We start from the raw sequence: 23,653 nt of genomic DNA on the forward strand, positions 1-23,653 counted from the left end.
GGGCACCTGAGAATTCTGGCTATGAGGCGGATAGACGGGCGCGACTTAACGTCGCGCAGGTGAATCAGCCGCGGTGTCGAGACTCCACTGCCTTGCGCAGGGTGTCGATCAACGCCTGGATACGGGCGTGCTGCATCTTCATCGAAGCTTTGTTGACGATCAGCCGGGAGCTGATGGCAGCAATGAAATCCTGTGGCTCCAGGCCGTTGGCCCGCAGCGTGTTACCGGTGTCGACCACGTCGATGATCTTGTCGGCAAGGCCGATCAGCGGTGCCAGCTCCATCGAGCCGTACAGCTTGATGATGTCGACCTGACGACCCTGTTCGGCGTAATAACGCTTGGCAACGTTGACGAACTTGGTGGCGATGCGCAGGCGACCCTTGGGCTCGACCGCACCGACCTTGCCGGCCGTCATCAACTTGCACTGGGCAATTTGCAGGTCCAGTGGCTCGTACAGGCCCTGGCCGCCATATTCCATCAGCACATCTTTACCGGCGACACCGAGGTCGGCAGCACCATGTTCGACATAGGTCGGCACATCGGTAGCACGCACGATCAGCAGGCGTACATCTTCCTGGGTCGTGGGAATGATCAGCTTGCGGCTCTTGTCCGGATTCTCGGTCGGCACGATGCCCGCTTCAGCCAGAAGCGGCAGGGTGTCGTCAAGGATGCGGCCCTTGGACAGTGCGATGGTCAACATGGGAAACGTCAGTCCTTATCAAGGTACTCATGCCCGGTCGCAAATGGCGCCGGACACACATCGAGCCGAAAACGGCTCGACTTCAACAAATCAACGGGCATGTCCTTATGCCCATGCAGCAGGTACTAGCCCGGAACGCGACGGATCTTGGCGCCCAGCATCTGCAGTTTTTCTTCGATGCACTCGTAGCCACGGTCTATGTGGTAGATGCGGTCGATCAGCGTGTCGCCGTCGGCGACCAGGGCCGAGATCACCAGGCTGGCCGAAGCACGCAGGTCGGTCGCCATCACTGGCGCGCCCTTGAGTTTTTCGGTGCCGGTGACGATGGCGGTGTTGCCTTCAACCTGGATCTTGGCACCCATGCGGTGCAGTTCGTAGACGTGCATGAAGCGGTTTTCGAAGATCGTCTCGATCACAGCACCGGTGCCTTCGGCAATGGCGTTGAGGGAGATGAACTGCGCCTGCATGTCGGTCGGGAACGCCGGGTACGGAGCGGTCCGCACATTGACGGCTTTCGGACGCTTGCCGTGCATGTTCAGCTCGATCCAGTCTTCGCCGCAGGTGATTTCGGCACCGGACTCACGGAGTTTTTCCAGAACGGCTTCGAGGATGGTCGGATCGGTATCCTTGACCTTCACGCGACCACCGGTCACCGCCGCCGCCACCAGGTAGGTGCCGGTTTCGATACGGTCGGGCATTACTTTATAAGTAGTGGTGTGCAGTCGCTCGACGCCATCGATGGTGATGGTATCGGTACCGGCGCCGGAAACCTTGGCACCCATGGCGTTCAGGAAGTTCGCCAGGTCGACCACTTCAGGCTCGCGAGCGGCGTTTTGCAGGACGCTGCGGCCTTTTGCCAGGGCCGCGGCCATCATGATGTTTTCGGTACCGGTCACGCTGACGGTGTCGAAGAAGAAGTGCGCGCCGCGCAGGCCGCCTTCAGGCGCCTTGGCCTTGATGTAGCCGCCTTCGACGTCGATGACTGCGCCCATGGCTTCCAGGCCACGGATGTGCAGGTCAACTGGACGCGAACCGATGGCGCAACCGCCAGGCAAGGCGACTTCGGCTTCACCGAAACGGGCAACCATCGGACCGAGCACCAGAATCGACGCACGCATGGTTTTAACCAGTTCGTACGGTGCGACCAGGGTCTTGATGGTGCGCGGGTCGATTTCGACGGAGAGTTTCTCGTCGATCACAGGCTCAATGCCCATGCGCCCGAACAGCTCGATCATGGTGGTGATGTCGTGCAGGTGCGGCAGGTTGGCCACGGTCACCGGGCCATCGCACAGCAAAGTGGCGGCCAGGATCGGCAGGGCAGAGTTCTTTGCCCCGGAGATGCGGATTTCGCCGTCAAGACGAGCACCACCAGTAATAATCAATTTATCCATAAGAATCTCGACGCCCTTGGGCTCAGGTGCGCTCGGCCCAGGCCGCGCTGCTGAAAAATTTCATAGTGACCGCATGGATGCTGCCATCGGTGATCCACGGGTTCAAATGGGCATAGACCTGCTGCTGACGCTTGACCGGGCTCAATGCCGCCAGTTCATCGCTAATCACGTTCAGCTGGAAATTGCAGCCTTCGCCCTCGACTTCTACTTTCGTTCCGGGCAGCTTTCCTTCAAGAAAGCTCTTAACTTCGTTGGCCTGCATGCTCAACCTCAATCGGCGCCCTGTGCGCGCGGGTCGGACATCATACAAAAAAGCCCCGCGCCTGCGAACCCCGCCAAGCAGGACTCGGACGGGGGGCTTGTTCATAGATGCGGGTTAGGGATGCGCCAACAGCTCGGTCAGCTCACTGACCTGAGCGATTTCACGCATGTCTTCCGGCATCCCGTGGATGCTCAGGGCCTTGCCGGCCGCCTGTGCATCGCGGATAAAGCACAGCAGCAACGACAAACCGACACTGCTGGACTTGGTCACCGCCGAGCAATCGACCACCAGCGCCGCAGCCTTGCTGGCCTTGATCAGCGCCTTGCCCTGCTCGCGCAGGCCAGGGCCGGTGCGGTAATCCAGCACACCACTGAGTCGCAGCTCGCCCGCTTCGTCCATCTGGACTGCCGACTCACTCATTGGGCTGACTGCTCTGGCTTCTTGTCGGTGGCTTCCTTGGCCTTGGCGACTTCCCCGGCCCAACCATTGATGGTCTTGTCCAGGTCGTTGCCATTGCGCTGCATCGCATCGGCGAACTGATCGCGGAACAGCTTGCCAATGTTGATGCCGTTGATGATGACGTTACGCAGTTTCCACTCGCCGTTGATCTTTTCCAGCGTGTAGGACACTGGGTAGATCGCGCCGCTGCTGCCCTTGACGGTCATGCCAACGCTGGTACGGTCGCCCGACTCGTCTTTGGCCGGTTCAACGGTGATGCCCTGGTTGTTGTACTCAAGCAAGGCATTGCCATAGAACTGGAACAGGCCCTTCTTGAAGTTTACTTCGAAGGTTTTCATCTGCGCAGGCGTAGCTTTCTTCGAGTATTTGACCGTCATGATGCTCTTGGAAATACCCTCGGCATCCACAACCGGCCCGACGATGTTGTCCAGCGCCGTATAGAAGTCCTGCGGGTCCTGCTTGTACTTCTCTTTGTTTGCCGCCAGGTCCGCGAGCATACGGTTGGTTGTGTCCTGCACCAGATCGTGCGCCGAAGGCGCCGCTACGGCATGGGACACCAACGGAAACACCGCGAGCATTACCAACAGGCCACGTCGCAAGGTAGAGATCATTTAACTGTTCCTCATTTAGCTTCTTTGCTAACGGTATTGAGCAGGAATTTACCGATCAGGTCTTCGAGCACCAGCGATGACTGCGTGTCATGGATGGTTCCACCATCCTTGAGCAGGGTGTCTTCCCCGCCCACGCTGATACCGATGTACTTCTCGCCCAACAGGCCAGCAGTCAGGATAGATGCAGTGGAGTCCGCCGGCAGATTATCGATGCGTTTTTCCAGCTGCATGGTCACCCGACCGGTGAAACTGTCGCGATCCAGATCGATGGCCGTGACCTTGCCGATGGTCACACCGGCCATGGTCACCTTTGCTCTGACCGTCAAACCGGCGATATTGTCGAAGTAGGCGTAAAGTTTATATGTGTCGGTGCTCGGAGTCGGGGACAGGCCACTGACCCGCAACGCCAACAGGAGCAAAGCCAGGATGCCAGCCAGCAAGAAAAGGCCGACACCGATTTCCAGGGTGCGGTTTTGCATCAGAAATCTCCAAACATCAAGGCGGTCAGAATAAAGTCCAGGCCGAGTACTGCCAACGAGGCATACACAACGGTCTTGGTAGTGGCACGACTGATCCCCTCGGAAGTGGGTTCGCAGTCATAGCCTTGGAATACGGCGATCCAGGTCACCACAAAGGCAAAGACAATGCTTTTGACGATCCCGTTGAGCACGTCATCGGTGAACGTCACACTGTTCTGCATGTTCGACCAGTAGGAACCTTCGTAGACTCCCAGCCAGTCGACCGCCACCCACGAGCCGCCCCAGATCCCCACCACGCTGAAAATCATCGCCAGCACCGGCAGGGAAATGAAACCGGCCCACAAGCGTGGCGCGATGATGTACTTGAGCGGGTCGACCCCGATCATTTCCAGGCTGGACAACTGCTCGGTGGACTTCATGTTGCCGATTTCGGCGGTCAACGCCGAACCTGCGCGCCCGGCGAACAGCAAGGCGGTCACCACCGGCCCAAGTTCACGCAGCAGCGTCAGGGCAACCATCTGCCCGACAGCCTGCTCTGAACCATAGCTGGAAAGAATGTTGAAGCCCTGCAGCGCCAGCACCATGCCGATGAACACCCCGGAGACCACGATGATCACCAGGGACATCACGCCCACCGAATGCAACTGCTTGACCAGCAGCCCGAAACCGCCACCGATGCCGCCCCGACCAAGCAAGGCATGGAACAGGAACAAGCTCGAACGCCCGAACACCGCCAACACATCGATGCCGGCCTGGCCGAAGCGACGAACGCGTTCTATCAATGAAATTCTGCGCATCAGCGCTTCCCCAGAAGATCTGCGCGGTAATCCGTCGCTGGAAAGTGGTACGGAACCGGGCCGTCGGGTTCACCGGTCATGAACTGGCGAATGCGCGGTTCATCCGAGTTCATCAATTCGTCCGGCGTACCCTGCCCCAACACCTGACCATCGCCCACCACATAAATGTAATCGGCAATGCTCGCGGTCTCGGCCAGGTCGTGGGATACCACGATGCTGGTGATGCCCAGCGCATCGTTGAGCAACCGGATGAGCCGCACCAGAACGCCCATTGCAATGGGGTCCTGGCCGACAAAGGGCTCGTCGTACATGAGGATCTGCGGGTCGAGCGCAATCGCCCGAGCCAGCGCAACACGGCGTTTCATGCCGCCGGAAAGCTCGTCGGGCATCAGTTCGATGGCTCCGCGCAAGCCCACGGCCTGCAGTTTGAGCAGAACGATGTCGCGGATCATCTCTTCCGGCAGTTGCGTATGAACCCGTAGCGGAAACGCGACGTTCTCGAAAACATCGAGGTCGGTAAACAGTGCGCCGCTCTGAAACAGCACGCCCATATGCTTGCGCGCATCGAACAGGTCGCTGCGCGACAGCTTCGGCAGGTTCTGACCGTTGACCCAGACTTCGCCCTTGGTGGGCCGCAACTGGGCGCCCATCAGACGCAAGAGCGTGGTCTTGCCACACCCGGAAGGCCCCATGATGCCGGTGACCTTGCCGCGCGGGATACGGATATCGACATTATTGAAAATGCTGCGCGCACCGCGCTTGAAGGACAGTCCCTTCAGCTCGACCGCGTAGGCGTTATCGGCACTCATCTAAACTCCTTGCGATGCAGCCTCTCACTCGGACGCCTGGCTTTCTCACGAAAGCACATACCTCCCGGGCAGGCCGAACTGGCGGCGAACTATATCACTGCAAAGGCTGCGCGCCCAAGACCAAAGCCAGGTCATGTTCAACTGCATCACAGGTAGAAAGCCCCGTTTAGAAGGTTTCCGGCAACAAGGATGACAATGCGCTACGAACAAGCGTGAGGGATTCGATCATAACCGCTATAATCGCCGCCTTTTCATCAGGCTATACGATTTCTGACATGAGCCAATCCAGCGACCTGATTCAATCAGCACAACGCACCATCCGCCTCGAGGTAGAAGCCGTGCAAGGCCTGCTACCCCATATCGACGCAGATTTCGTACGCGCTTGCGAGATGATTCTGGCCAGCAAAGGTCGCGTGGTCGTGGTCGGCATGGGCAAGTCGGGGCACATCGGCAACAAGATTGCCGCGACCCTGGCCAGCACCGGCACCACGGCGTTTTTTGTGCACCCGGCTGAAGCCAGCCACGGTGACATGGGCATGATTACCCGCGACGACATCATTCTGGCGCTCTCGAATTCGGGCTCCACCAATGAAATCGTGACCCTGCTGCCACTGATCAAGCGCCTGGGCATTCAGTTGATCAGCGTGACCGGCAACCCTGACTCGCCGCTGGCCAAGGCCGCCGAGGTCAACCTGAATGTTCACGTCGAGCACGAAGCCTGTCCATTGAACCTCGCCCCCACCTCGTCGACCACTGCCGCCCTGGTCATGGGCGACGCCCTGGCTGTCGCGCTGCTGGAAGCCCGTGGCTTTACCGCCGAAGACTTCGCATTTTCCCATCCCGGCGGCGCCCTGGGCCGACGCCTGCTGCTGAAGGTGGAAAATGTCATGCACGCAGGGCAAGAGTTGCCGCAAGTACAGCGCGGCACCCTGCTGAAGGACGCGCTAATGGAAATGACCCGCAAAGGCCTGGGCATGACCGTGATCCTGGAAGCCGATGGAAAGCTGGCCGGGATCTTTACCGACGGTGACTTGCGTCGCACGCTGGACCGTAGCATCGACATCCATAGCGCCACCATCGACCAGGTCATGACTGCACACGGCAAGACTGCCCGCGCCGAGATGCTCGCCGCCGAAGCGCTGAAAATCATGGAAGATCATAAAATCAACGCGCTGGTCGTGGTCGACCGCGAAGACCGCCCGGTCGGTGCCTTGAACATGCACGACTTGCTGCGTGCAGGAGTAATGTAATGAGTGCGGACCTGCTGCAACGCGGCAAACAGATCAAGCTGGCGGTGTTCGATGTCGATGGCGTGCTGACCGATGGGCGCCTGTACTTCCTCGAAGACGGCAGCGAATTCAAGACGTTCAACACCCTCGACGGCCAGGGCATCAAGATGCTGATGGCTGCCGGCGTGCAGACGGCCATCATCAGTGGCCGCAAGACCCCGGTGGTCGAACGGAGAGCCAGAAATCTCGGAATCCCGCATCTGTATCAGGGACGCGAAGACAAACTGGTGGTACTCGACGAGCTACTGGCCCAACTCAACCTGAGCTATGAACAGGTGGCCTACCTCGGCGATGACCTGCCGGACCTGCCGGTGATTCGCCGCGTCGGCCTGGGCATGGCGGTGGCCAATGCCGCCAGCTTCGTGCGTGAACACGCTCACGGCATCACCCTCGCCCGTGGCGGTGAAGGTGCCGCTCGCGAATTCTGCGAATTGATCCTGCGCGCCCAGGACCGCCTCGACGCGGCCAATGCGGCGTACCTGTGAGCCCATTATGCTGAGCAAAAAGTTTCGCAACACCCTGATGTACAGTTGCATCGCAGCGATATTCGCCGCGGTTGGCTACTGGAACATCAGCCCGGAACGCTTCCTCGACAAGCCGGTAACGCCGGTCGATGAAAGCGCGATCGACTATTACGCCATCAACGCTCACAGCGTGCAGTACCTGCCCGACGGCAAGCTGCAATATGATCTGGTGTCCGACAAGGTCGAGCACCTGAAAGCGACCGAGGTGACATTGCTGACCAACCCCGACCTGAACGTGTTCCGCGGCACTGAATTTCCGTGGCACGTCCAGAGCTTGCACGGCGAGGTCAATCCTGATGGCACACAGGTCGAACTGATCGATGACGTGCGCATCACGCGCTTCGACGAGAAAAACCGTAAAACCCTGATCACCAGCACCCGCATGACCGTGTTCCCGCAGCAGCAATATGCGCAGACCGAGCAAGACGTTAGAATCGACGGCGCTGGCGGTGTATCGACTGGCAAGGGAATGAAAGCGTATTTGAAAGAAAGCAGGATACACCTGCTATCGAACGTAAGAGGACAGTATGAGGCTCGTTAAAACCCTCCCGATTTTGCTCAGTCTGGGCGCAGCACTGGGAAGCGTGAGCGCCTGGGCTCTGCCGGAAGATCAACAGCAGCCTATCCGCATTCAGGCCGACGACGCCCAACTGGACGACAAGCAAGGTATTGCTACCTATAAGGGTGACGTGATCATCACCCAAGGTTCGATGAAGGTGACAGGCAACACCGTTACCATCACCCGCACCCCGACTGGCGACATTGACGTAGTGACCTCGGTGGGCAACCTGGCGTACTTCGAGCAGTTGCAAACGGCTGGCGATACCAAGCCTGTTCAGGGTTGGGGCGTGACGATCCAGTATCACGCCGCGCAAAATCGCGTCGTACTGATCGACAAGGCCAAAGTTGTCGACAAGGACAACAACGTCACCCAAGGCGAGAAAATTGTCTACGACACGAACAAGAAGCTCGCCAGCGCCGGTCGCGCCACAGGCAGCAAGGTCACCGAGGCGCGCCCGCGTATCGACATGGTGATCCAGCCGAAGAAGAAAACCGACGAGAAAAAGGCCCAGTAATGGCAACTCTGAAAGCTCAGCATCTGGCAAAGAGCTACAAGAGCCGCCAGGTCGTGCGTGATGTCAGCCTGTCCATCGACAGCGGCCAGATCGTCGGCCTGCTTGGCCCGAACGGCGCCGGCAAGACCACCTGCTTCTACATGATCGTCGGCCTGGTGCAAGCCGACCAGGGCCGCGTCCTGATTGATGACCTGGACGTCAGCCACCAGCCGATGCACGGTCGCGCAAAGGCCGGTATCGGCTACTTGCCGCAGGAAGCATCGATCTTCCGCAAACTGTCGGTGGCCGACAACATCATGGCCATCCTCGAGACCCGCAAGGAACTCGACAAGGCAGGTCGTCGCAAGGAGCTGGAAAGCCTGCTGCAGGAATTCCACATCAGCCACATCCGCGACAACCTGGGCATGAGCCTGTCCGGTGGCGAGCGCCGTCGCGTGGAAATCGCCCGCGCCCTGGCCACCAACCCGAAATTCATCCTCCTCGACGAACCCTTCGCCGGCGTGGACCCGATTTCGGTCGGCGACATCAAGCAGATCATTTACCACCTCAAGGCCAAAGGCATTGGCGTGCTGATCACGGACCACAACGTTCGTGAAACCCTGGATATCTGTGAAACCGCCTATATCGTCAATGACGGCCAACTGATCGCCGAAGGCGACGCAGAGACCATCCTGGCCAACAACCTGGTCAAGGAAGTGTACCTGGGCCACGAGTTCCGCCTGTAATCGCTGAGCCGTGCCCGGGCAGTTGCCCGGGCACCTGACCAGCCACTCACCGGCGCCTCGTGCCGACAAGCGTGGTCAGCCCTCAACAAGGGCAGCGCAGCAACACAGCTTTATAGTTTTTTATTGTTACAGCGCTCTAGGCAAACCCTTTAGTTTCAGGCATATAATTTGCTTAAGTTTGGCGCCCCGGCGCCCTGTAGTGGATGGCGCATGTGCGCCGGCGAATAAGGTGTTAAGCCCCAGCCATGAAACCATCGCTAGTCTTGAGAATGGGCCAGCAGCTGACGATGACACCGCAGCTGCAACAGGCCATCCGCCTGCTCCAATTGTCGACCCTGGACCTGCAACAGGAAATCCAGGAGGCCCTGGAGTCAAATCCGATGCTCGAACGCCAGGAAGAAGGCGACGACTTCGACAATTCCGACCCCTTGGCCGACAACGCCGAACAAAAGCCCAACACTGACATCCAGGAGCCCTCCTACCAGGAAAGCGCCCCGACGGTTGATAACCTCGATGAAGGTGACTGGAACGAGCGTATCCCAAACGAACTCCCCGTCGACACCGCGTGGGAAGACGTTTACCAGACCAGCGCCAGCAGCCTGCCCAGCAATGATGATGACGAGTGGGACTTCACCACCCGCACTTCGGCCGGCGAAAGCCTGCAGAGCCATTTGCTGTGGCAACTGAACCTGGCCCCGATGTCCGACACCGATCGCCTGATCGCCGTGACCCTGATCGACTGCATCAACAATCAGGGCTACCTGGACGAAACCCTAGAGGAAATCCTCGAAGCCTTCGACCCGGAACTGGACATCGAACTGGACGAAATCGAAGCCGTCCTGCACCGCATCCAGCAATTCGAGCCCGCCGGCATCGGCGCCCGCAACCTGGGCGAATGCCTGCTGCTGCAATTGCGCCAGTTGCCTGCCAAGACCCCTTGGCTGGCCGAGGCCAAGCGCCTGGTCACCGATTACATTGACCTGCTGGGCAGCCGCGATTACAGCCAGTTGATGCGTCGCATGAAGCTCAAGGAAGACGAGCTGCGCCAGGTCATCGAACTGGTCCAGAGCCTCAACCCGCGCCCGGGCTCGCAAATCGAGTCCACTGAAGCCGAGTACGTCGTTCCTGACGTCATCGTGCGCAAGGACAACGAGCGCTGGCTGGTGGAGCTCAATCAGGAGTCGGTGCCACGGCTGCGGGTCAACGCCCAGTACGCAGGTTTCGTGCGCCGCGCCGACACCAGCGCCGACAATACCTTCATGCGCAATCAGTTGCAGGAGGCCCGCTGGTTCATCAAGAGCCTGCAAAGCCGCAATGAAACCCTGATGAAGGTTGCCACCCAGATCGTCGAGCATCAGCGCGGCTTTCTGGAGTACGGCGACGAAGCCATGAAGCCGCTGGTCCTGCATGACATCGCCGAAGCGGTCGGCATGCATGAATCGACGATTTCACGGGTGACCACCCAGAAGTTCATGCACACCCCCCGGGGCATTTATGAACTGAAGTACTTTTTCTCCAGTCACGTAAGCACCTCCGAAGGCGGCGAATGCTCGTCCACGGCGATCCGGGCGATCATCAAAAAACTGGTTGCCGCGGAAAATCAGAAAAAGCCGTTGAGTGACAGCAAGATCGCTGGTTTACTGGAGGCACAAGGCATTCAGGTGGCTCGCCGCACCGTCGCCAAGTACCGCGAATCCCTCGGGATCGCGCCTTCGAGCGAACGCAAGCGGTTGATGTAGAGCCACGCCACAGCGTTCCAGTGGTAGATCATCTGATCTACCGCTTTATGCACTGGCAACGAAGGAGAAGCTGTATGCAAGTCAACATCAGTGGACACCAACTGGAAGTGACCGAACCTCTTCGCACCTACATCGGCGAAAAACTCGAACGATTGGAGCGACATTTCGACAAGATCACTAATGTGCAGGTCACGATGACCGTCGAAAAACTGAAGCAGAAAATCGAAGCCACGCTGCATATTCCCGGGAATGAAGTGGTCGCCAACGCGGAGCATACCGATATGTACGCCGCGATCGACGCACTCACCGACAAGCTGGATAAACAACTCAAAAAGCATAAGGAAAAGACCCAGAGCCTCCTCCAGGGCGCAACCGGTCGTTAACACTCCCTACCCATGATCCGACTTGAAAGTATCCTGACCCCCGGCCGTTCCCTGGTGAACGTGCCGGGAGGCAGTAAAAAGAAAGCCCTCGAACAAATTGCCAATCTGATCGCCCGCGAAGTGCCGGCCCTGGAGATGCAAGATGTCTTCGAGGCACTGATTGCCCGTGAAAAACTCGGCTCCACCGGGTTTGGCAATGGCATCGCCATTCCACATTGCCGTCTCAAGGGCTGTGTTTCGCCCATCAGTGCATTGATGCACCTGGACGCCCCTATCGATTTCGACGCCATCGATGGCGCGCCGGTTGACCTGCTGTTCGTGCTGCTGGTCCCGGAAGCCGCCACCGATGCGCACCTTGAGCTGCTGCGACAGATCGCCAGCATGCTCGACCGCAAGGAAGTTCGCGAAAAGCTGCGTAGTGCTGCAAGCAACGAAGCCCTGTATCAGGTTGTCCTGGACGAGCAGAACGGTCAGTAATCATGCGCTTGATCATCGTCAGTGGCCGTTCCGGCTCAGGTAAAAGTACCGCCCTCGACGTTCTTGAGGACAACGGCTACTACTGCATCGACAATTTGCCAGCCGGCTTGCTGCCGGAGCTGGCCGAACGCGCCCTGGTTCATACCGAGCTGTTACAGCCGCTGGTCGCCGTTTCCATTGACGCGCGCAACCTGCCCAGCCACCTGTCACGATTCCCCGAGCTGCTCGAAGAAGTCCGCAGCCGCCACATCCAGTGCGATGTGCTGTATCTGGACGCCGACGAAGAAACCCTGCTCAAGCGCTTCTCGGAAACCCGCCGACGTCACCCACTGAGCAACGCCAACCGCTCGCTGGCCGAAGCCATCAGCGTCGAGAGCGACCTGCTCGGGCCGATTGCCGACCTCGCCGATCTCAAGATCAACACCACCAGCCTGAACCTGTACCAGTTGCGTGACGCCATCAAACTGCGTCTGCTGAATCAGCCCGAGCCGGGCACTGCGTTCCTGGTGGAGTCCTTCGGGTTCAAGCGTGGCATGCCGGTGGACGCCGACCTGGTGTTCGATGTGCGCTGCCTGCCCAACCCTTACTGGAAACCGGAATTGCGCGAGCAGTCCGGGCTCGACCAACCGGTTGCCGACTATCTGGCTGCACAGCCGGATGTCGAAGAGATGTTCCAGGACATTTCCACATACCTGCTAAAGTGGCTGCCTCGTTTTGCCGCCAGCAACCGCGCCTACGTCACCATTGCCATTGGCTGCACTGGCGGACATCACCGTTCCGTCTACCTGACCGAGCGTCTGGGGCAGGCGCTGCAAAAAACCCTGAAGAACGTCCAGGTCCGCCACCGCGACCTCAGCTAAAGGATTCACATCGCGATGCCTGCTCTGGAAATCGAAATCATCAATAAGTTGGGCCTGCACGCTCGCGCTTCTGCAAAATTCGTTGGGGTGGCGGGTCAGTTCCCGTGCCAGATCCGGGCCGGCCGTACGCCAGAGTCCATGGTCGATGGCAAAAGCATCATGGCGATGATGATGCTGGCCGCCGGCAAAGGCACCACGATCCACTTGAGCACAGAAGGCGAGCAGGAACAGGAAGCGCTGAATGCGCTGGTGGCGTTGATCAACAATTTCTTCGACGAAGGCGAGTAACCTGTGGCGAGGGGGCTTGCCCCCGTTGGGTGGCGAAGCCGCCCCAAAAAACTGCAATCGAGATTCAACGTGGATCCTGTGTTCGCCGGATTTACGACTGCTACGCAGCCGAACGGGGGTAAACCCCCTCGCCACAAAGGCTCTTTGCCACAAATAAAGCCAGCGCCGTATCCATCACCATCATCAAACAGAACCCCATCAGCAGCCCAAGGCTGGCAAGCTGGTCATGACCATTGCCGCGCGATTCGGGACTGACTTCGCGCCCCCCCAGCAGTATCGCCCCCCGCCAGTAGCTCGCTCCCACAGGAGGACCTGTGTTGTGGTCAATAAAAAAGGCGCGCTCCCATTGGGTAGCGCGCCTTTTTGTACAGCGGCCCTGGCTTAGCTGCCCGCCACCGTCATCCGCTCGATCAGCACCGAACCGGTGCGAATGTTGCTGCGCAACTCAAGATCATTACCCACGGCAACGATCTGTTTGAACATGTCGCGCATGTTCCCGGCGATGGTCACTTCCTGCACCGCAAACTGGATTTCACCGTTCTCGACCCAGTAACCCGCCGCACCACGGGAGTAATCGCCGGTCACCATGTTTAGGCCCTGCCCCATCAATTCGGTCACCAGCAAACCGCGCCCCATGCGCCGCAGCAAGGCGGCCTGGTCTTCGTCGCCATGGGTGACGAACAGGTTGTGCACGCCGCCGGCGTTGGCCGTGCTCGGCATGCCGAGCTTGCGGCCGGAATAGGTGCCGAGGATGTACGACACCAACTCGCCTTTTTCGACGAACGGTTTGGCGTAGGTTGCCAGGCCATCGCCATCGAACGCCGCACTGCCCAATGCCTGCATCAGATGCGGACGCTCGTCGATGGTCAGCCACTCCGGAAACAGCTTCTGCCCGAGTGTGCCCTCAAGGAACGAAGACTTGCGATACAGGCTGCCGCCGGAAATCGCCGACAGGAAACTGCCGAACAGCCCCCCGGCCAACTCTGCGGAAAACAGCACCGGCACCTCGCAAGTCGGCACCGGACGTGCGCCCAGACGGCTTGCCGCCCGTTGAGCAGCGCGCTGGCCGATGCTGACCGGGTCGGCCAGCAGATTGCCCTGGCGGTTCACGTCGTACCAGTAATCGCGCTGCATCTGGCCATCGGCCTCGGCGATCATCACGCAGCTCAAGCTGTGACGAGTCGACGCGTAACCGCCGATAAACCCGTGGCTATTGCCATAAACGCGGCAGCCCTGATGGGTGCTAAGGGTGGTGCCGTCGGCGTTCTTGATCCGGCTGTCGGCGGCAAACGCCGCGGCTTCGCAGGCCAGGGCCTGTTCGATGGCTTGTTCCGGAGTGATGTCCCATTGGTGGAACAGGTCGAAATCCTGAATATCCCGCGCCATCAGCGCGGCATCCGCAAGGCCCGAGGCTTCGTCTTCCGAGGTGTGCTTGGCGATGGCCAGTGCAGCGGCGACTGTTTCGCGAATCGCCTCCGGTCCACTGGCCGAGGTGCTGGCGGAGCCTTTGCGCTGGCCAACGTACAAGGTGATGCCGAAACCCTGATCGCGGTTGAATTCAACGGTTTCGACTTCACGCTGGCGCACCGTGGTCGACAAGCCCTGCTCCAGGGACACTGCCACTTCACAGGCACTGGCGCCCTGGCGTTTGGCTTCAGCGATGATCTGCTCGACTTGTTCCTGCAGTGCCGGCAACGCTTGTGGGCCGACGCTTTCAACTGCACTCATGCTGTTCTCCACTCAAATTCTGCTTTCGGTAACGGTCATCGAGCGACCGGGCCGGACAAGCGGCCCCCGACTGGTTATCATGGCGGCGTTTCTTTGCGGACGGCCACCATGGTTGATTCTTACGACGACTCCCTCGATACGGGAGAAAAAAGCAAATCCCAGGTTAAACGCGAGCTGCATGCTCTGGTTGACCTTGGCGAGCGCCTTACAACACTCAAGCCTGACTTGCTGGCAAAACTGCCCTTGACCGACGGAATGCGTCGGGCTCTGGCCGATGCGCCCAAGCACACCGCGAACATCGCGCGTAAACGGCACCTTCAGTTCATCGGCAAACTGATGCGCGATCAGGACACTGCCGCCATTCTGGTTCTGCTCGATCAACTCGATGCCTCCACCCGTCAATACAACGAACGCTTCCATAACCTGGAGCGCTGGCGCGATCGTCTGATCGCCGGCGACGATGCCGTTCTGGAAAAATTCGTCGTCGACTACCCGGACGCGGACCGCCAGCAATTGCGTTCCCTGATCCGTCAGGCCCAGCATGAGCTTGCGCAAAACAAGCCTCCTGCTTCCAGCCGTAAAATCTTCAAGTACATCCGTGAGCTGGACGAGACTCAACGCGGTCTGCGTTAATTCTCGAATCGGGTGAGCTGCCTCGCAGCTCACCCGCAGCCTCACCTCTTACGAGCCCGTGCCACCCACGGTGATCGCATCAATCTTCAGCGTTGGCTGGCCGACACCCACCGGCACCGACTGCCCATCCTTGCCACACGTGCCCACGCCGCTGTCCAGCGACAGATCATTACCAACCATAGACACCTTGCTCATGGCTTCCGGCCCGTTGCCGATCAGCGTCGCGCCTTTGACCGGAGCAGTGATCTTGCCGTCCTCGATCAGGTACGCCTCGCTGGTGGAGAACACGAACTTGCCGCTGGTGATGTCCACCTGACCGCCACCCAGGTTGGCGCAGTAGATGCCGCGCTTCACCGAGGCGATGATTTCCGCCGGGTCGCTTTCGCCGGCTAGCATGTAGGTGTTGGTCATGCGCGGCATCGGCAAGTGCGCGTAGGATTCGCGACGACCGTTACCGGTGCGCGCCACGCCCATCAGGCGGGCGTTGAGCTTGTCCTGCATATAGCCTTTGAGCACGCCGTTTTCGATCAGCGTGGTGCACTCGGTCGGCGTGCCTTCGTCATCGACGCTCAACGAGCCACGGCGACCGGCCAGGGTGCCGTCATCGACAATGGTGCAAAGCTTCGACGCAACCATCTCACCCATGCGCCCGCTGTAGGCCGAACTGCCCTTGCGGTTGAAGTCGCCCTCCAGACCATGACCAACGGCTTCGTGCAACAGCACGCCCGACCAACCGGAACCGAGCACCACCGGCAAGGTACCGGCCGGTGCCGGGATGGCTTCGAGATTGACCAGCGCCTGGCGCAACGCTTCACGGGCATAGCCCATGGCGCGGTCTTCGCCGAGGAAATAACGGTAATCGGTCCGACCACCACCGCCATGACCGCCACGCTCGCGGCGACCGTTCTGCTCGACGATCACGCTGACGTTGAAACGCACCAGCGGGCGCACATCCGCCGCCAGGCCGCCGTCGGTGGAAGCCACCAGAATCCGCTCCCAGACACCGGCCATGCTCACGGTGACCTGCTGGATGCGCGGGTCGAGGGCGCGGGTCGCGGCGTCGACTCGCTTGAGCAAATCGACCTTCTCGGCACGGGTCAGCACTTCCAGGGGATTGTCCGGCGCATACAACTGCGCGACATCCTGGCTGGTGAATGCCTGTACGGTGCCGTGTTGTCCGGCCCGGGAAATCGAACGGGCGGCACGCGCCGCCGCGCCAAGGGCTTCCAGGGTGATGGCATTGCTGTAGGCAAAGCCGGTTTTTTCGCCCGATTGCGCGCGCACGCCCACACCTTGGTCAAGGTTGAAGCTGCCTTCCTTGACGATGCCGTCTTCCAGCGCCCAGGACTCGGAAATCTGCCCCTGGAAATACAGGTCGGCCGCATCGATGCCCGGCCCGGCCAGATCGCCGAGCACGCCTTGCAGGCTCTCGATCGTGACGCCACCGGGCGCCAGCAGGTGTTCACTGACTGAGGACAACAACTCGCTCATATGCTTTACGCCTTAAATTCGTCGTTCTGATGCAGGTCGCTGGGCGCCCTGCGAGAAAAAGCGCCGGTGACTGGACACCGGCATCCGCGCCCTGATGGACGCCTGTTCGCTGCTGTCGCGTTCGGCCAGCAGCACGGCCTCGCCTTGATCCTGTTGTGCCAGCACACGCCCCCACGGGTCGACGATGGCGGCATGCCCGAAGGTTTCCCGCGGCCCCGGATGCGTCCCGCCCTGGGCAGCCGCGAGCACGTAACATTGCGTCTCTATGGCTCGCGCACGAATCAGCACATCCCAATGCGCCGCGCCGGTAACCGCCGTGAAGGCCGAAGGGGCAGTAATCAGCTCCGCGCCGGCCGCGCGCAATTCACTGTACAGTTCCGGGAAGCGCAAGTCGTAACAGACCGTCAGGCCAACCCGCCCAACCGGTGTGTCCGCCACCACGACCCCACTGCCATAAGCATAGTCATCGGATTCCCGATAACGGCCGCGATTGTCGGCCACGTCGACGTCGAACAGGTGCAGCTTGTCGTAGCGCGCCACCGTTTCGCCCTGGTCATCGACCAGCAACGAACAGGCATGCACTTTGGCCGTTGGCTGATCCACCGGCGGCAACGGCAATGTGCCGGCCACAATCCATAACTTGAGGTCGCGTGCGGTCTGTTTCAACCACGGCAGGATCGGGCCTTCGCCCAGTGCTTCGGCGCGCCCGATGTCGGCAATGTCACGCCGGCCCATGGCGGCGAAGTTTTCCGGCAATACGGCCAGTTTCGCGCCACCGACGGCCGCTTGCTCGAGCAGCCGACGGGCCTGGGCCAGGTTGGCCAGCACATCGCTCTGGCTGACCATTTGAATCACCGCTACAGACATGGCGCACTCCTGGAATCGTATGCGGCCATGCTACTCCATAGACTTGCCGAGCGCCTTTTCAAAAGGATCTCAAAAAGCCTTGTCAAAGATGATTTTCGGTTCTTTCCACGGCCCCTGGACGGTGTACTTCACACTGGCGAAACGGGAGACGCGGTCACCGATCAGCTTGTCGATCAGGAACAGCGCCCCGCCGACCGCGGGTGCACCGACGATCAGTGCGGCAATCGGCAGGTTGTTGGTCACCGGCAAGGTCACCATCAGTTTCGCATCGATCTGATCGGCCACCATGTCCAGGGTGCCGTCGAGTTCAATAGTGCTCGACGGACCCGTCAGCCGAATTGGCTCACGGGTGACGTACACACCATTGGTCCCGACCAGCAGCCCCTTCACCCGGTCATAACTCAGACCTTTGCCGAACAGGTCGGAGAAGTCCAGGCGCAGGCGCCGGCCGATGGAGTTGAAGTTGAGCAAGCCAAATACCCGCAACGCCTGGGCACTGCCCTCAACTTCGACGAACTGGCCCTGATTGAGCGTCGCATCGAGCGAGCCGGAGAAACGCTTGGTCGCCACCCAGGCCGGCGAGCCGGGCCAGCGGCCATCGACATCCATATAGAAGTCCTGGCTGGTGACGCTCGGTGCAAAACCCCAGCCCTTGAGCACGTCGGCCAGGTTCTTGCCGCTGATGCGGCCCTTGTACCAGCTGTTGCTGGCACCCGGCACACCCTCCCAGCCACCGCTGCCCACCAACAGCATGCCCTTGAGGCCCAAATCCAGGGAGTTGAACACGATGCCCTTGGACGTCGGACGAATCTTCAGCGACCAGCCCCCCACCAGATCCTGGCCCTGGAATAGCCGATTGATGATGATGTCCATCGCGGGGATTTTCGTCGGGTCCACCGACGCCAGTGGATCCGGCGAGTTTTCATCGGCCAGCACGGTCGGGTCCGGTGCAGGCAGGCGCACGGTTTGCAGATTGATCGTGATTGGCGTGGCCTTCGAATCGGGAAGGCTGGCGCTGCCCTTGATCTGCTGGCTGTCGAGTTGCAGCGCCCAGGCGGAAGGCTTGCGCGTCAGCTGGATCGAAGCCTGATCGAGTGTGGTACCGATACCGCTGAGCTTGCCCACCTTGAAATCCGCGCCGCTGAGCAATTGCTTGGCACTGCCGCCGGGGTCCTGTCCGGCGTATTTATCCACCAGGTCCTTCCACGGGCCAACGTCCAGCTCCGACAGCACGCCCCGTATCCGCAGGCCTTTGGTGCCAGGCAACACGGCCTCGCCGCCACCGAGGAACAAGTCCCCGCGACCGTCGGATAAATTGTTGGCCGGGGCCGCGAACATGAAACTCGCCAGGTCCCCGTAGTTGAGCCAATAGCGCCGCTCGTCGCCCTGCAAGGTCATGCGGAACGTCGTGTCGCGCCCAGCCTCGGAGGTCATGCCGAACGGTGCAGGTAAATCGACGGCCACTCCCTTGAGGTTGGAATTGACCCTCAACTGGCTGTCGGCGCCGTCCAGGGTCAGTTGCAGTTGATAAGGGATTACGCCACTCACCGGCAGAGGCTGGGTCACCTTCAGCCAGTCGGTCAGTTTCTTGACCTCGACCTGCCCTGACGCGGCCACCCGGGTATTGAGCTTGCCCGGGCTGCCATCGGCAAAAATCTGTGCAGTGACCGGCTTGTCGAACGCCCGGGCGCTGATGTTCTGCCCGCTCAGGCCTTTGCCGCTATCGAAGCGGAAATCACCTTTGAGCTGGCTCAATTCCAGCACAGGTTCTGCCAGTTTCAAGCGTGCCTTAGCGGTCTTGAAATCGACGAGGATCTTCGGCTCCTCGCCTTTTGCCAGGGGAATATCCAGCTTCAACTTACCCTGCAGGTCACCCTCGCCTTCCCAGCCGGCAAAGGTTGCCCCGGTGCCGATCGGCGCTTCCTGGAGGATTTTCAGGCCATCGCCCAAACCGCCGGCAAATCCGCCATCGAGGAACAAATGAGAGTTCTGCCCGGCCGGCACATGGGGAATATTGACGTAGATATCGTTGACTTGGGTGTCGAGCAACTGGCCCTTGCTGGCCAGAATCCGCACGCCGCTGTCTTCGACAAACACATCGCCGCTGACCTTGCTGACATGGGGCCAGCCCGGCTGGAAGGCCAGTTCGGCATCGTGAACCTTGAAGAACAGGCTGATGCTGCGATCGACATCCGCGGCACCGTGGTTGAGCGACCCCTGATACTGGAAGAAACCCTGATCCACCGCGCCCTTGAGAATCGCCGTGCGCAGCCATTCGTCCAGCGCCGGGCTGAGGACCGTCGGCAAGTACTTGGCGGTGTAGCGACCGTCGCCGTCCACCATGCCGACCCGCAGGTCCATGTAGTCTTCCTGGGTGTGATCGAAATGCAGGCGAATCAGGAAGTCGCCGGCGATCTTGCCTTCCTCGCCCAGCACTTTCAGATACGGCGCGATCAGGGTGAAACTTTCTTTATCGAGTTTCCAGGTCAGCCGCGCATTGGCCTGAATGTACTGCCACGGCTTGGCGAAAATTGGGTCCAGGTGCAGCATGAAATCCTTGCTGTCCATGCGCAGCTCGCCTTGCCCCAGGTCACCGCTGATGCTGCCGCTGACATTCCGCGCCGCCGGAGCACCGTGATAGGCGTCGAAGCCTACCTGATCAAGGTTGGCGGCGAACCCGAACTTGCTGTCGTCAGTGGCATTGGGGCGGAAGTCGACCAGCACGTTACGCAGGCTACCCGTGACTTTGAGCCGCTCGACGACCGTGGCCAAACCTTCTGGCAACGGCGCCAGGGCGTTGAGCAGCGGGGTAAGTGGAGTGAGATCAACCCGGTCGGCTTGCAGCTGCCAGAGCTCTACGGTTTTATCAGTGGCGGCGCTTTGCGTGAGCTGCAAATGCGTCTCCCAGCGGGTCTCGCCAAGGTTCATCGCCAGGGAGTCCAGAGTCACCGACGCGCCTTTGGCACTGCGCTGGAAGTATCCATTGAGCGCCAGGTTATCGATCTGGATCGGCTTGCGCTCATCGTACGCGCCCTTGAGTTGTGGCGCGTTCAATCGCACTGCAGCGCTTTGCAAGGTGCCTTTGCCCCAGGTCACCCACAGCTCGCCGCCGGCCTTGATCTCGGAAAAACTCCACTCTTGGGTCAGACGTTCAGGCAACCACTTCGACCAGTCGCTTTGCGGCAGGCTCAGGTAGCCCTCGGCTTCACCGTCCTTCCATTCGCTGGCTCGAATACGGGTACGCAGGCTCATGGCCACCGGTTGCCCGTCAGGCAGGGTCAGCCGCGCGTCGAGCCGCTGCCGCGACGCCCCGGTTTTCAGATTCAGGCCGACATAAGTCAGGGTCAGCGGCGATTCGCCAAACGGCTGCAAGGTCACCTGGCTGTCGAGCACCGACAGTTGCTGGATCATCTGCATGCGATTGAGCAGTTGTTCCGGATCGGTTGGCTGGTCCTGCTGCACCGGCAAACCTTCCAGCGCCCACTGACCGTCCTCAGCTTGCTTGAGGTTGATCTTCAGGCCGCTGAATTCCAGATGAGCGATGCGTACCTGACGGGCCAACAGGCTGGCCCAAAGGTCCGGTACCGCGCGCACCTGATCCAGGCGCAAGGAATTGGCGCCCTCGCCGACCGTCACGTCGCGGGCAATCAAAATAGGGGCGAATCCACTCCAGTTGCCTTCGAGCTCGCCGATCTGCAACGGCATGCCCAAGGCATCGCTGGCTTTGGTTTCGATGTCGGCACGGTACTCGGCGACTAAGGGCGTCAGCTCCCGGCCCAGGCTGACGTAGAGCGCCATCAACACCAAAACCAACGCGCACAGGCCCAGACCCCAGCGGGTCAGTGCGGCCAAAATGCGTGTCAGACGATCCATGTCAGGTGGCTCCCATGGCAAAAGTTTTGCAAAAAGCTGAGGCCAGCCCTTCTCGAACAATCAAAACGAAATGCTTCAGAGCAACACCACGTCGTATTGTTCCTGGGAATACATGGTTTCGACCTGAAAACGGATGGTACGCCCGATAAACCCTTCGAGCTCCGCGACGTTGCCCGACTCTTCGTCGAGCAGGCGGTCCACCACTTTCTGGTTTGCCAATACACGATAGCCTTCCGCCTGATAGGCGCGAGCCTCGCGCAGGATTTCACGGAAGATTTCGTAGCAGACGGTTTCCGGGGTCTTGAGTTTGCCCCGCCCCTGACAGGCATTGCACGGCTCGCACAGCACTTGTTCAAGGCTTTCGCGGGTGCGCTTGCGGGTCATCTGCACCAGGCCCAACTCGGTGATACCGATGATGTTGGTCTTGGCGTGATCGCGTTCCAGTTGCTTTTCGAGGGTGCGCAACACCTGGCGCTGGTGTTCTTCATCTTCCATGTCGATGAAGTCGATGATGATGATTCCGCCCAGGTTACGCAGGCGCAATTGACGGGCGATGGCCGTCGCGGCTTCGAGGTTGGTCTTGAAGATGGTCTCTTCGAGATTGCGATGGCCGACAAATGCCCCGGTATTGACGTCGATGGTGCTCATGGCTTCTGCCGGATCGACCACCAGATAACCGCCGGACTTGAGCGGGACCTTGCGCTCGAGTGCCTTCTGGATTTCGTCTTCGACGCCATACAGGTCGAAAATCGGCCGCTCGCCCGGGTAATGCTCCAGGCGGTCGGCAATCTCGGGCATCAGTTCGGCGACGAATTGCGTGGTTTTCTGGAAAGTTTCCCGGGAGTCGATGCGGATCTTCTCGATTTTCGGGCTCACCAGGTCACGCAGGGTGCGCAGCGCCAGACCGAGGTCTTCGTAGATCACGCTAGGCGCACTGATGGTTTTGATCTGGGCGTTGATCTGATCCCAAAGACGGCGCAGGTAACGGATGTCCATGAGGATTTCATCCGCACCGGCACCTTCGGCTGCCGTGCGCAGGATGAAACCGCCGGCCTCCTTGATCCCTTCCTTGGCCACGCAGTCGGTGACCACTTGCTTGAGGCGTTCGCGCTCGGCTTCGTCTTCGATCTTCAGGGAAATGCCGACGTGAGCGGTGCGCGGCATGTACACCAGGTAACGCGAAGGAATCGAAAGCTGGGTGGTCAGGCGTGCGCCTTTGGAACCAATCGGGTCCTTGGTCACTTGCACCACCAGGCTCTGGCCTTCGTGCACCAGTGCACTGATGCTCTCGACCGCGGGGCCTTCACGCAGGGAAATTTCCGACGCATGAATGAACGCGGCACGGTCCAGGCCGATATCGACGAATGCCGCCTGCATTCCCGGCAATACCCGCACGACTTTGCCTTTATAGATGTTGCCGACGATCCCGCGCTTTTGCGTACGCTCGACGTGGACCTCTTGCAGGACACCGTTTTCGACCACCGCCACGCGCGACTCCATCGGCGTGATGTTGATCAGGATCTCTTCACTCATGGCAGGGTCTCGTTCAGGCATGTTCACGATAATGGCCGCATCTGTTCAGGAAGACGCTTAAAGCGCGTTCCGGGGTTGCCAACAGGGTATGCCGAAATGGCCGAGCAGTTCCGCGGTTTCGCAAAGCGGCAGTCCGACCACCGCTGAATAACTTCCATCGAGCCCGGCGACAAACACCGCACCCAGTCCTTGAATGCCATAACCGCCCGCCTTGTCCCGCGGTTCACCGCTGGCCCAGTAGGCCACGGCTTCTTCACGGCCGATATCCCGAAAACGCACGCGACTGGTGACAACCCGGGATTCGCAACGTTCGCCATCGAGCACGGCAATCGCGGTCAGGACTTCATGCTCACACCCTGACAGCATCATCAGCATGGCGCACGCATCCGCTTGATCAACTGGTTTGCCGAGAATTTTTCCATCGAGCACCACGGCGGTATCGGCGCCGAGCACGCAGAACGGTTCGTCAGACACGATGCTGTCGCGCCCAATCTCGGCCTTGCCACGCGCCAGGCGCTCGGCGTAGGCCGACGGGGATTCTTGAGCTAAAGGAGTTTCATCGATATCCGCACTGATGGCGGAGAACGGAACACCGATCTGCGTGAGCAGTTCACGTCGACGCGGCGAACCAGAGGCGAGGTACAACCGTTTCATCAAGA

25 protein-coding genes are annotated in these 23,653 nt (G+C 60.0%); 11 read left to right on the forward strand and 14 right to left on the reverse strand.

Annotated features, from left to right (window positions below):
- Window positions 1-64 precede the first annotated feature (64 nt).
- The 8 genes from hisG to KGB07_RS29255 form a co-directional block, all read right to left on the reverse strand.
- Window positions 65-700: an ATP phosphoribosyltransferase gene (gene hisG, locus KGB07_RS29220; protein ID WP_008018703.1), complete on the reverse strand. Its 636-nt coding sequence runs from the start codon at window positions 698-700 to the stop codon at window positions 65-67.
- A 125-nt stretch (window positions 701-825) separates the two neighbouring features.
- Window positions 826-2,091 carry a UDP-N-acetylglucosamine 1-carboxyvinyltransferase gene (gene murA / locus KGB07_RS29225; RefSeq protein ID WP_046040062.1) on the reverse strand — a complete coding sequence of 422 codons (1,266 nt, stop codon included), beginning with the start codon at window positions 2,089-2,091 and terminating at the stop codon, window positions 826-828.
- A 22-nt stretch (window positions 2,092-2,113) separates the two neighbouring features.
- Window positions 2,114-2,353: a BolA family protein gene (locus KGB07_RS29230; protein WP_020796650.1), complete on the reverse strand. Its 240-nt coding sequence runs from the start codon at window positions 2,351-2,353 to the stop codon at window positions 2,114-2,116.
- A gap of 114 nt (window positions 2,354-2,467) precedes the next feature.
- Complete coding sequence (locus tag KGB07_RS29235; protein ID WP_046040055.1) at window positions 2,468-2,773, reverse strand: lipid asymmetry maintenance protein MlaB; 306 nt, start codon at window positions 2,771-2,773, stop codon at window positions 2,468-2,470.
- The gene (locus KGB07_RS29240) at window positions 2,770-3,423 is read right to left on the reverse strand and encodes a phospholipid-binding protein MlaC (RefSeq protein WP_046040052.1); all 654 of its coding nucleotides are present in this window, start codon (window positions 3,421-3,423) and stop codon (window positions 2,770-2,772) included. The genes KGB07_RS29235 and KGB07_RS29240 overlap by 4 nt, the downstream gene beginning before the upstream one ends.
- Window positions 3,424-3,434: 11 nt before the next feature.
- Window positions 3,435-3,902 (reverse strand): outer membrane lipid asymmetry maintenance protein MlaD, encoded by a 468-nt coding sequence (gene mlaD / locus KGB07_RS29245; RefSeq protein WP_007970271.1) that lies wholly within the window; start codon window positions 3,900-3,902, stop codon window positions 3,435-3,437.
- Entirely contained in the window at window positions 3,902-4,699 is a 798-nt protein-coding gene (mlaE, locus tag KGB07_RS29250) for a lipid asymmetry maintenance ABC transporter permease subunit MlaE (RefSeq protein ID WP_046040051.1), read from the reverse strand. Before mlaE ends, mlaD begins: the two co-directional genes overlap by 1 nt.
- Complete coding sequence (locus KGB07_RS29255; protein ID WP_008001295.1) at window positions 4,699-5,508, reverse strand: ATP-binding cassette domain-containing protein; 810 nt, start codon at window positions 5,506-5,508, stop codon at window positions 4,699-4,701. The genes mlaE and KGB07_RS29255 overlap by 1 nt, the downstream gene beginning before the upstream one ends.
- A 275-nt stretch (window positions 5,509-5,783) precedes the next feature.
- Here KGB07_RS29255 and KGB07_RS29260 point away from each other — a divergent pair, with 275 nt between their 5' ends.
- From KGB07_RS29260 to KGB07_RS29305, 10 genes are all read left to right on the forward strand, one after another.
- Window positions 5,784-6,758: a KpsF/GutQ family sugar-phosphate isomerase gene (locus KGB07_RS29260; protein ID WP_008046161.1), complete on the forward strand. Its 975-nt coding sequence runs from the start codon at window positions 5,784-5,786 to the stop codon at window positions 6,756-6,758.
- Entirely contained in the window at window positions 6,758-7,282 is a 525-nt protein-coding gene (locus KGB07_RS29265) for a KdsC family phosphatase (protein WP_007970265.1), read from the forward strand. The genes KGB07_RS29260 and KGB07_RS29265 overlap by 1 nt, the downstream gene beginning before the upstream one ends.
- Before the next feature lie 7 nt (window positions 7,283-7,289).
- Window positions 7,290-7,862 carry an LPS export ABC transporter periplasmic protein LptC gene (gene lptC, locus KGB07_RS29270; protein ID WP_046040050.1) on the forward strand — a complete coding sequence of 191 codons (573 nt, stop codon included), beginning with the start codon at window positions 7,290-7,292 and terminating at the stop codon, window positions 7,860-7,862.
- Window positions 7,849-8,397: a lipopolysaccharide transport periplasmic protein LptA gene (gene lptA / locus KGB07_RS29275; protein ID WP_046040049.1), complete on the forward strand. Its 549-nt coding sequence runs from the start codon at window positions 7,849-7,851 to the stop codon at window positions 8,395-8,397. Before lptC ends, lptA begins: the two co-directional genes overlap by 14 nt.
- A complete protein-coding gene (lptB, locus tag KGB07_RS29280; RefSeq protein ID WP_046040048.1) occupies window positions 8,397-9,122 on the forward strand; it encodes an LPS export ABC transporter ATP-binding protein in 726 nt (241 codons plus the stop codon). The genes lptA and lptB overlap by 1 nt, the downstream gene beginning before the upstream one ends.
- Before the next feature lie 245 nt (window positions 9,123-9,367).
- The gene (locus KGB07_RS29285; RefSeq protein ID WP_015093497.1) at window positions 9,368-10,861 is read left to right on the forward strand and encodes an RNA polymerase factor sigma-54; all 1,494 of its coding nucleotides are present in this window, start codon (window positions 9,368-9,370) and stop codon (window positions 10,859-10,861) included.
- A gap of 74 nt (window positions 10,862-10,935) precedes the next feature.
- Entirely contained in the window at window positions 10,936-11,244 is a 309-nt protein-coding gene (gene hpf / locus KGB07_RS29290) for a ribosome hibernation-promoting factor, HPF/YfiA family (RefSeq protein ID WP_007941242.1), read from the forward strand.
- Between the two features lie 12 nt (window positions 11,245-11,256).
- A complete protein-coding gene (gene ptsN / locus KGB07_RS29295; RefSeq protein ID WP_008046148.1) occupies window positions 11,257-11,721 on the forward strand; it encodes a PTS IIA-like nitrogen regulatory protein PtsN in 465 nt (154 codons plus the stop codon).
- 2 nt (window positions 11,722-11,723) lie between these two features.
- The gene (rapZ, locus tag KGB07_RS29300) at window positions 11,724-12,581 is read left to right on the forward strand and encodes an RNase adapter RapZ (protein ID WP_046040044.1); all 858 of its coding nucleotides are present in this window, start codon (window positions 11,724-11,726) and stop codon (window positions 12,579-12,581) included.
- A 15-nt stretch (window positions 12,582-12,596) separates the two neighbouring features.
- Complete coding sequence (locus tag KGB07_RS29305; protein WP_046040042.1) at window positions 12,597-12,869, forward strand: HPr family phosphocarrier protein; 273 nt, start codon at window positions 12,597-12,599, stop codon at window positions 12,867-12,869.
- Between the two features lie 381 nt (window positions 12,870-13,250).
- Here the strand turns inward: KGB07_RS29305 and pmbA are convergent, their stop codons facing one another.
- Entirely contained in the window at window positions 13,251-14,597 is a 1,347-nt protein-coding gene (gene pmbA, locus KGB07_RS29315) for a metalloprotease PmbA (protein WP_046040040.1), read from the reverse strand.
- Between the two features lie 108 nt (window positions 14,598-14,705).
- Between pmbA and yjgA the strand changes: the two genes are divergently transcribed.
- The gene (yjgA, locus tag KGB07_RS29320) at window positions 14,706-15,230 is read left to right on the forward strand and encodes a ribosome biogenesis factor YjgA (RefSeq protein WP_008046139.1); all 525 of its coding nucleotides are present in this window, start codon (window positions 14,706-14,708) and stop codon (window positions 15,228-15,230) included.
- Window positions 15,231-15,278: 48 nt separating this feature from the next.
- Here the strand turns inward: yjgA and tldD are convergent, their stop codons facing one another.
- The 5 genes from tldD to KGB07_RS29345 form a co-directional block, all read right to left on the reverse strand.
- On the reverse strand, window positions 15,279-16,721 hold the full coding sequence (tldD, locus tag KGB07_RS29325; RefSeq protein ID WP_046040036.1) for a metalloprotease TldD: 1,443 nt from the start codon (window positions 16,719-16,721) through the stop codon (window positions 15,279-15,281).
- Between the two features lie 12 nt (window positions 16,722-16,733).
- Window positions 16,734-17,588: a carbon-nitrogen hydrolase family protein gene (locus KGB07_RS29330; RefSeq protein ID WP_046040034.1), complete on the reverse strand. Its 855-nt coding sequence runs from the start codon at window positions 17,586-17,588 to the stop codon at window positions 16,734-16,736.
- Between the two features lie 69 nt (window positions 17,589-17,657).
- The gene (locus tag KGB07_RS29335; protein ID WP_223467488.1) at window positions 17,658-21,461 is read right to left on the reverse strand and encodes a YhdP family protein; all 3,804 of its coding nucleotides are present in this window, start codon (window positions 21,459-21,461) and stop codon (window positions 17,658-17,660) included.
- 75 nt (window positions 21,462-21,536) lie between these two features.
- Window positions 21,537-22,994, reverse strand: a complete 1,458-nt coding sequence (gene rng, locus KGB07_RS29340; RefSeq protein ID WP_008018726.1) for a ribonuclease G — start codon at window positions 22,992-22,994, stop codon at window positions 21,537-21,539.
- A 57-nt stretch (window positions 22,995-23,051) separates the two neighbouring features.
- Window positions 23,052-23,648: a Maf family protein gene (locus KGB07_RS29345; RefSeq protein ID WP_223467490.1), complete on the reverse strand. Its 597-nt coding sequence runs from the start codon at window positions 23,646-23,648 to the stop codon at window positions 23,052-23,054.
- Window positions 23,649-23,653 lie beyond the last annotated feature (5 nt).

Origin of the sequence: Pseudomonas sp. GL-RE-26 (assembly GCF_019956275.1) — a bacterium.
Lineage (GTDB): Bacteria > Pseudomonadota > Gammaproteobacteria > Pseudomonadales > Pseudomonadaceae > Aquipseudomonas > Aquipseudomonas grandcourensis.